This is a genomic window from Streptomyces sp. MBT53, assembly GCF_016654115.1.
In the GTDB taxonomy this organism is placed as follows: domain Bacteria; phylum Actinomycetota; class Actinomycetes; order Streptomycetales; family Streptomycetaceae; genus Streptomyces.
Genome location: NZ_JAEQAZ010000291.1, coordinates 1 through 7,736, shown reverse-complemented (window position 1 = coordinate 7,736; position 7,736 = coordinate 1). Strand labels below are relative to the sequence as shown.

Here is a 7,736-nt window from a genome sequence, read left to right as displayed (position 1 = left end):
GGATCGCCCGCGCCACATCCCCCGACACCCAATACGCGCCGGCCAGGTTGTTCCGCGAAAGCAGCGTGTCCGGGTGGTCCTCACCCAACACCCGCACACGATCCTCCAACGTCCGCTCATATAACGGGTTCGCCCGCGCCACATCCCCCGACACGTCGTACGCGCCGGCCAGGTTGCTCCGCGACGTCAGCGTGTCCGGGTGGTCCTCACCCAACACCCGCACGCAATCCTCCAACGTCCGCTCGTACAACAGGATCGCCCGCGCCACATCCCCCGACACCTCATACGCGCCAGCCAGGTTGTTCCGCGAAGTCAGCGTGCTCGGATCATCCTCACCGAAGAGCCGAGTAGCCGCTGCCAGAGAGCGGGCCAAGTACTCGATCGCCTGACCCAACTGCCCTTGCTCCTGGAGGAACCGTCCCGTCAGAGTGAGGATCAAATCAATCTCAGGCGTGTCCTCGCCCGGTTCGCACGCGTCAAGGATGGCTTCGACGTGGGGAAACAAGGCTCTCCATGTCGGCCAGCCCGCAACGTCTCCGCTGGGATCGCGCGGAAGCTGGTCAAGCACCAACTCCGTGGCCCGGTCACGCGCGGCCAGAATGCGCGCCTGATCACGATGCGGATCGTCCGCCGACGGTGTGCGCGCCACCATCTGGACAAGGAGGTGGATGCCGACCCCCGCCCGGTCTAGCGCGATCATGTTGTAGTCGGCCAACAGACCCAGGAGCTCGGCGAGGTCGACCGGGTCCTCGGCAAGCGGCTCGAACAGAGATCGCGGAATGCCGATCGGGGCGTACCACGCCGCAATCCGCAAGATCTCCACCGCCCTGGGATCCCGCTCCTCAAGCACGTCCAGCGTGATACGCCAGATGCGCGCGACTGTCCGCGCAGGGTCAAAGCCGCCCGGTGCCGCAGCCGCCGCACGCGCCGGATACCGCTCCAGCATGGCCCTGTACGCCGCGATCGAGACCTCCCTCTGTGCAATGAAGGCGCCGGCCTGTTCCAGAGCGAGCGGCAAATGACCGAGTTCCTCCGCCAGCGCACGGGCCTCGTCTTCTTCACCACCGCCCCCGACGAGGCCTGACAGGAGTGCCAGCGAAGCGTCCTGGTCCAGCACACGCAACGAGATCGGGTCGCACACCCACCCCCGCTTGTACCGGCTCGTGATCAAGTGACGCCCGGAAGCCCGTAGTTGGCCCGTCCAGGCATGAACATCCCCCGGCCGCTCCGCGTTGTCGAAAACCAGGAGCCATCCCGGGTGCGTCTGCAACCACCCCACCGCCCACTCGGCGGCCTGCGAAGTGGTGAGGTTGGACGCCTCCTCACCCCTCAGCCGCACAGTCAGGGCCGCGAAACCCGCCTCGATCAGCTCAGATGCGTCCGAGCGGATCCACCACACCAGCCGATACGCCCCCGCATGTTCATGCGCGTAGTGCAAAGCAAGAGTCGTCTTCCCGACGCCCCCGAGCCCGTGCACCGTCTGCGTGATCGTCTGCGACTCCCCCGAAAGCGCCCGCTCCAGCTCCGCCATCACCTCCGCCCTGCCGACGAAGATCGGCGATGGCAGTTCCGGCAAGTTGTTCACGCCCGGCGGGACTTCGAGGTCGTACACAGTTGCCCTACACGGCGGTCCCTCCCGGTCCGCAACCGTGACGTCCTCCGGAACCAACTCCCCCACCGCCGCCACAAACCCTGGCCGCGCCGCCAACCCCACCACCGACACCGCCGTCAGCTGATCGCCGTCGTAATCCCGCCTTCGATCGGTCGTCACGACCCCGATGAGCCGCCCCCGCGCGAAGAGCGCCGCCCCGGACGCGCCCGCCCAGACACCGGGCACGGCGACCTGGTCGACGTGCGCCGTGATCAGCCCACCGGACTTGAGCCCCGTCAGCCTCTCGATGTGGCCGCGGATCTCCTTCGTGTCCCGGATGCCGTCCCGTACCTCGGACTTGGGGAAGCCGACCGCGACGCACGCCAGCCGCTGCTCGTCCGGGACGACCGGGCCGCCGTCGATCCGGCCCCAGCGGACGGGGTCAACTCCCGTCGGCGGCACCCACCCCGCATCCGTGATCCTGACCAACGCCCCGTCCGCCTGAGGCTCCCGCTCCAGATCAGGCAGTCGATCCGTCAGCGGCCACAACACTTCCGCCGCAAGCCATTTGGAGTCGCCGCCGAGGCCCCTGACCTCCAAGTCCCCACAGCCCAGCACATTGTGAAGAGCCGTCAGGACGATGTCGTCCGCGACCAGATAACCGGTCCCCGAACACTTCCCGACCGGATTCCAGATCTCCACGACCCGCCGCACGTCCACAGCCACAGGCCAACACCCCCGTATTCCCCGTTACTTGGGGCGTTCCCCCGAGTCGTCCGCGATACGCCGATCGGCTCCATCGGCATCGACCGGCTGGAGTGTGAGTTTGACTCGACTCGTCGTGCCTTTCGATCGCGAGGCCTTCGCCTCCGCGCCGAACGGGAGCACCAAGACCTTCGCCCGGGCCTCCCCGTCCTTCTTCATGTCCACGGCGAACTCGATCTCCACCGGGCCCGTCCGGAACTGGATCTCCTGCCCCGCTCCGTCCCGCGCCGCCTGCTGAAGCTCCGCGCGAATCGCCCCGATCGCCTCGGCCAAGCCCATCCATACCTCGTCGGCCATCAGGCGTCCCCTCGTCCCCGTACACGCACTGTGGGGCGCAGCGTACTCGCCGCGCCCCACAACCTGCGTGAAAAGACCGCTAATTGACTACTTCACCGGCCTGATCCCCAACGGCTCGCCGATCTCCTCCGCCATCACCCTGCCCGCCTCGAACTCCAGCGTCTCGTCGCCCATGACGCTCTGGTCCGTGTCCAGGCCGTCCAGTTCCGCTAGCGGCTGGTTCAACCGCACATGCGCGACCACCGACTGCAACGCCCGCAGCGTCGCCGACGCCGTCGAGCCCCAGTTGGAGAAGTAGGAGAACTGCCACCACCACAGGGCCTCCGTGGTGCGGCCCGCGCGGTAGTGGGCCATGCCGTGGCGGAGGTCGGTGATGAGGTCGGCGAGGTCGTCGGAGATGCGGGCCGGGACCGGGGCCTTGCGCGGCTCGTAGGGGTCGAAGACCTCCGAGTAGACGTCGATCGGCTCCAGCATCACCGCGAAGCGCTCGCGGAGTTCGTCCACGTCCGGCTCCGGGCCGAGGTCCGGCTCGTAGCGCTCGTCGGGGACGATGTCCTCGTGCGCGCCCAACCGGCCGCCCGCCAGCAGGAGTTGGGAGACCTCCAGGAGGAGGAAGGGGACCGCGGAGTCGGGGTCCTCGCCCTTCGCTACCTCCGACACGGCCACCAGGAAGCTCTCGACCTGGTCCGCGATCTGGACCGCGAAGTCGTCCGGGTCCTGCGCGGTGGCATGCAGTGTGGCGTCAGACATCTAGGAGTCGTCTCCCCTCGAAGGCGCGGCCGAGGGTCACCTCGTCCGCGTATTCCAGGTCTCCGCCCACCGGGAGGCCGCTGGCCAGGCGGGTGACCTTGAGGCCCATGGGCTTGATCATGCGGGCGAGGTACGTGGCCGTGGCCTCGCCTTCCAGATTCGGGTCCGTGGCAAGGATCAGCTCCGTGACCGTACCGTCGGCCAACCGCGCGAGAAGTTCTCGTATACGCAGGTCGTCCGGTCCGACACCTTCGATCGGGCTGATCGCGCCGCCCAGGACGTGGTACTTGCCCCGGAATTCGCGCGTGCGTTCGACCGCTACGACGTCCTTGGGCTCCTCGACCACGCAGATCACCGAGAGGTCGCGGCGCGGGTCGCGGCAGATGCCGCACAGCTCTTCCTGCGCGACGTTTCCGCAGGTCGCGCAGAAGCGGACCTTCGCCTTGACCTCCATCAGGCACTGCGCGAGCCGGCGGACGTCCGTCGGCTCGGCCTGCAGGATGTGGAAGGCGATCCGCTGCGCGCTCTTGGGACCGACGCCGGGGAGCCGCCCCAACTCGTCGATGAGGTCCTGGACCACGCCCTCGTACAACGGACTGCCTGCCCTTCCTGGAGTCTTGCGGTGCGTACGTACGTACCGTAGTTGGCCGCGGGTCGTCTTAGAAAGGCAGACCCGGGATACCGCTGCCGCCGCCCAGTCCCTGCGCGAGCGGGCCGAGCTTCTGCTGCTGGAGGGTCTGCGCGTTCTCGTTGGCCGCCTGGACGGCCGCGACGATCAGGTCCGCGAGGGTCTCCGTGTCGTCCGGGTCGACCGCCTTCGGGTCGATCTTCAGCGCGCGCAGCTCGCCGGCGCCGGTGACGGTGGCCTTGACCAGGCCGCCGCCGGCCTGTCCGTCGACCTCGGTCCGCGCCAGCTCCTCCTGCGCGTTCGCCAGGTCCTGCTGCATCTTCTGGGCCTGCTGCAGCAGCTGCTGCATATTGGGCTGGCCACCACCGGGAATCACGATCAGCTCCTGGTTTCGTACGGCTGTCCGGGCGAGGTTTTTCCCGCTCGGCACGAGCCTACGTGGTCCGGGCAGTCATCGCTCCAGCACTCTTTCGAGTGAGTCCTTACCGCGTCCTATACCTGATCAAGACCCACTTCCGGGCGGAAAAGAGGTGAAACCGGAGCCTTCGCCACCCATTGGGCGGTAGGAAGGATCCGGCACATCAGCATCAGGTGTCACACAACGTAAGGGAGTGCCGGGTGGGTCAGCCGGAGATTCAGCCCGAGGGTGGCGATCTGGCCGGGCGGACGTTTCCGCTCGGGGACTGGGGCGAGCCGACGGCCCGGCTGGACGAGTTGTACCGGTGGGTCGAGCGCGGGGCGCTGGAGACGGCGGCCTGGTACCTCGCGGACCGGGTGTGGAAGCGGCGCGGGGCGCGGGTGCTGCGCACGGGCGCGGTGCTGGGCACGGTCGTGGGGGCGGCGCTGCCGTTGCTCGACCTCACCGGGGTGGCGGCCGGGCTGGCCGCCTGGGGCTATCTGGCGCTGCTGCTCGGGGCGGCGTGCGTGGCCGGGGACCGGCTCTTCGGGATGACGTCCGGGTGGATGAGGGACGTGGCTACGGCACAGGCGGTGCAGCGGCGGCTTCAGGTGCTCCAGTTCGACTGGGCGTCGGAGGGCGTACGGGAGGTGCTGGGGCCGGCCGACGGGACGGCGAGCGAGGCCGCGGACCGGTGTCTGGGGGTGCTCCGGCGCTTCTCGGAGGACGTGACGGAACTGGTGCGGATGGAGACGGCCGACTGGATGGTGGAGTTCCGGACCGGGTCGGCACCGCTGGGCATCCAGTCGACGGTGGCCGGCGGGGGGCGGCAGGAGGGGGCCGTCGTGCACGGCAGGTTCCCGATGCCGCCGGGGCCGGGCGGACCGGGCGGACCGGGCGGCGGCAACCGGCCGAACATGCCGCGCCAGCGACCCCCCGAGCCCCGCTGACGTCGACGACTACGTGCACAGCCTGATGCCCTCCACCGTGCCGCACGGGATGTGGCCGTGGACGCGGATCGCGTCCTGGCCGACACCCTGTGTCAGATAGTTCAGGAAGCTCGACGCGAGGGAGTCGTCCGGGGGTGTGCCGTAGGTGTAGGCGTACTCGATCTCGCGGTACGGGTAGCTGCTCGTGCCCTGCTCGATGGCGTCCACGGACGCGACGTGGCCGTCGAGGGTGAGCACGTGCAGGCCCTTGGCGTGCGAGGCGAGGGTGAGTTCGCTGTAGCCGATCGCGCCGGGGACCTCGGCGACCTCGGACAGCACCTGGTCCGTGGAGTCGAGTTCGCAGCGGATGACGGGTGCCGTCGGATCGTCCTTGTGGACGCAGTCGACGGACGAGTTGGCGATCTCGCTCCGTTTCAGCACCCGACGCTGGAACACCTGCCGCGTCCCGGAGTTGGCGTCCCGGCTGACCAGGTGCACGGCCACGTCCGGTCCGCCGAGTTCCCGCCAGTTCTTGATGTCGCCCCGGTACAGGCGTTGTACGTCCACGGTGGACAGGTTCTTGAGGTTGATGCCCTTGTTGACGACGATCGCGAAGACCGACATCGCGACCCGGCGCTCCAGCAGTTGGGGCATGTCGCTCGGCTTGGGTCCGTCCGACATGGCCACGACCGCCGGTGAGCCCTTCTTCGACGCGAGCCCCTTGGTCTCCAACTCCCGTACGCCCGCGGTCGATCCGTGCGGATCCACCACGATCTTCGAGCCCTCGCAGTCCTTCTCGTACTTCTTCGCGGCCTCCGCCATCGCCGGCGCGAACGCGGTCGAACCGGTGACGGTGAGGGTGCCGTGCGCGCAGCCGATCGGCGGCGGGGTGTCGTCGCGGGCCACGACGATCGTCGCCAGCGTCACCACGCACACCGTGAGCATGATGGTGATCAGCCGGGAGGCACGGCTGAACAGGGGCGCCTTGTCGTCCGGGGTCGCGCTGCGGTTGGGGTGCACCTCGCCGTCGCGGATACCGCCGATGAGCCGTATGTCGCAGCCGACGTCACCGCCGGACAGCAGCACCAGCAGCTTGAAGTGGTCGCGCGGGTTGAGCGGGACGCGCGGGATGCGCAGCGTGTTGGTGTCGTAGCCGAGGCCGGCCGCCGGGGTGAAGTGGTCCATCAGGTGGTCGGTGCCGACCGGCTGGGTGACCGAGACCCCGCGGATCGTGCGGTCGGTGAACACCGCGGTGAGGCCGTGGAGTTCGCGCCCGGTGTAGTCGTTGTCGGCGATGCTCTGCGAACCGTCGTTCTCGATGCGCAGCAGGACGAGGGTGGCGTCGGACATGCCGGGGACCTCGTCGAAGAGGCCGAGGCGTCTGTTCGCGCGGCCCGAACGGACGTCGTCACCAATGGGGTTGTCCATCTGGACGCGGTAGCCGATCCGCTTGCGGCGCGGTGTCCGGCGTTCGTACCAGACCATCACACCGGACGCGACGATACCGAGCACCGCGGTGCCCACGGCGACGACGTTCTCCGCGCTCAGCCACTCCACTGCGGGCCCCCGCTCCCCAGCCGGATCGTGGGGTCACGGTACGGGCGGCCCCGGAAAACCCGCAGGGGCCGTCGGCCGAAGTTCGGGTGACGTTCAACTGGCCCTGGAGTAAAGGGACTTCAGCCCGCCTTGGTGTACGTCAGCTTCTCGCCGTTGCCGGTGTTCACGCGCTCCAGGCTGCCGTCCGACAGGAGGGTGACCTCGCTGGCCGCGCCCGGGCTGCAGGACGACAGCGGCTGCCCGGACGTGACGGTGGAGGCGCCGATCGCCAACGGGCCGTCGCCGCCCGGCCGTTGGGTGAGGTCGGCGCTGAACACGCAGTGGTAGCCGGGGCCGTCCGCGACCAGCTTCAGTACGGGGTCCCCCACCTTCCCCTGTTTGATGGTGAGTTGGCGGGTGTTGTGGCCGGTGGAGTTGTCGATGGACGCGTTCCAGGTGCCGAGATAACCGCTCGGTACCGCGTCGGCGCCGGACGATTTCGCGGAGGCCGAGGCCGAACCGGTCGGCGACGGCTGCCCGGTGGTGGGACCCGGTGTGGTGGGCGCGGCACTGGTGGCCCGGCCGCCCGAACCGGCCGCCGTACGGCTGCCGTTGCCGCCGCCCTTCATCAGCGCGTACACCGAACCGCCCGCCCCCAGCGCGACGACCAGCGCGACCAGGACCAACAGCGCGGTCGACCGCTTGCTGCGGCGCGGCTCCTGGGGCTCCAGGTAGGGCCCGGGGCCGTAGGGCGGGGTGGCGCCGAGGCCGTTGTTGTGGGGGTAGGGGTTGTACGGCACCTGCCCGCCCCAGCCGACGAGCTGCCGGGCGGGGAGCTGGGGG

At 69.2% G+C, this 7,736-nt stretch carries 7 protein-coding genes and 1 pseudogene; 1 reads left to right on the top strand and 7 read right to left on the bottom strand.

All coding sequences use genetic code 11. The annotated features are described in order from the left end of the window. From JHN45_RS48455 to JHN45_RS48435, 5 genes are all read right to left on the bottom strand, one after another. On the bottom strand, positions 1-2,317 hold a 2,317-nt coding region (locus tag JHN45_RS48455; RefSeq protein ID WP_201055841.1), incomplete at its 3' end, for a tetratricopeptide repeat protein. 24 nt (positions 2,318-2,341) lie between these two features. Further along, the gene (locus tag JHN45_RS48450; RefSeq protein WP_236584930.1) at positions 2,342-2,653 is read right to left on the bottom strand and encodes a trypco2 family protein; all 312 of its coding nucleotides are present in this window, start codon (positions 2,651-2,653) and stop codon (positions 2,342-2,344) included. Between the two features lie 87 nt (positions 2,654-2,740). Then, positions 2,741-3,403: a DUF5063 domain-containing protein gene (locus tag JHN45_RS48445; protein ID WP_019070338.1), complete on the bottom strand. Its 663-nt coding sequence runs from the start codon at positions 3,401-3,403 to the stop codon at positions 2,741-2,743. Beyond that, positions 3,396-3,995: a recombination mediator RecR gene (gene recR, locus JHN45_RS48440; RefSeq protein ID WP_019070339.1), complete on the bottom strand. Its 600-nt coding sequence runs from the start codon at positions 3,993-3,995 to the stop codon at positions 3,396-3,398. Before recR ends, JHN45_RS48445 begins: the two co-directional genes overlap by 8 nt. 67 nt (positions 3,996-4,062) lie before the next feature. Next, on the bottom strand, positions 4,063-4,407 hold the full coding sequence (locus JHN45_RS48435) for a YbaB/EbfC family nucleoid-associated protein (RefSeq protein ID WP_026178802.1): 345 nt from the start codon (positions 4,405-4,407) through the stop codon (positions 4,063-4,065). Between the two features lie 242 nt (positions 4,408-4,649). Between JHN45_RS48435 and JHN45_RS48430 the strand changes: the two genes are divergently transcribed. Continuing rightward, positions 4,650-5,378, top strand: coding sequence for an SLATT domain-containing protein (locus JHN45_RS48430; RefSeq protein WP_201055839.1), 729 nt, complete (start codon positions 4,650-4,652; stop codon positions 5,376-5,378). A gap of 9 nt (positions 5,379-5,387) precedes the next feature. Here the strand turns inward: JHN45_RS48430 and JHN45_RS48425 are convergent, their stop codons facing one another. Then, positions 5,388-6,914: a substrate-binding domain-containing protein gene (locus tag JHN45_RS48425; protein WP_201055837.1), complete on the bottom strand. Its 1,527-nt coding sequence runs from the start codon at positions 6,912-6,914 to the stop codon at positions 5,388-5,390. Between the two features lie 119 nt (positions 6,915-7,033). Further along, positions 7,034-7,736, bottom strand: a pseudogene (locus tag JHN45_RS48420) (serine/threonine protein kinase); the annotation flags it as partial.